This window comes from Streptomyces endophyticus, from assembly GCF_035798155.1.
GTDB lineage: Bacteria > Actinomycetota > Actinomycetes > Streptomycetales > Streptomycetaceae > Streptomyces > Streptomyces endophyticus.
In genome coordinates this window covers 1-792 of the sequence record NZ_JAOZYC010000067.1, presented here as the reverse complement: position 1 = coordinate 792, position 792 = coordinate 1, and the positions used below count along the sequence as shown (strand labels likewise).

Genomic DNA, 792 nt, shown 5'->3' with positions numbered 1-792 from the left:
CGGCGTGAGCTTGAGGATCGTTGTCACCGTGAAGTACGTGCCGGACGCCACGGGCGACCGGGGTTTCGCCGATGACCTGACGTTGGACCGTGACGATGTCGATGGTCTGCTGTCGGAGCTCGATGAGTACGCGGTGGAGCAGGCGCTGCAGATCTCGGAGAACTCCGACGACGACGTGGAGATCACCGTGTTGACGGTGGGTCCGGAGGACGCCAAGGACGCGCTGCGCAAGGCGCTGTCGATGGGCGCGGACAAGGCCATCCACGTGGAGGACGACGACCTGCACGGCACGGACGCGATCGGCACCTCGCTGGTTTTGGCGAAGGCGATCGAGAAGGCCGGCTACGACCTGGTCGTCTCCGGCATGGCCTCCACGGACGGCACCGCGGGCATCGTGCCGGCGCTGGTCGCCGAGCGCCTCGGGGTGCCGCAGGTGACGCTGCTGTCCGAGGTGTCCGTGGCCGACGGCAAGGTGACCGGCCGCCGCGACGGCGACACCGCCTCCGAGCAGCTGGAGGCCTCGCTCCCCGCCGTGGTGTCGGTGACCGACCAGTCCGGTGAGGCGCGCTACCCCTCGTTCAAGGGGATCATGGCGGCGAAGAAGAAGCCGGTCGAGGCATGGGACCTGGAGGACCTGGACATCGAGGCCGACCAGGTGGGCCTGGAGGGCGCCTGGACCAAGGTCGCGTCCGCCGATGAGCGTCCGGCGCGCACCGCGGGCACGATCGTCAAGGACGAGGGCGAGGGCGGCAAGCAGCTCGCCGAGTTCCTCGCGGGCCAGAAGTTCATCTA

Annotated in this window: 1 protein-coding gene; it reads left to right on the top strand. The window is 68.9% G+C overall.

Features of this window, described 5'->3' with window-relative positions; genetic code table 11:
* Positions 1-4: 4 nt before the first annotated feature.
* Positions 5-792: electron transfer flavoprotein subunit beta/FixA family protein (locus OKJ99_RS09450; protein ID WP_326015409.1), on the top strand; the 788-nt coding region annotated here is incomplete at its 3' end.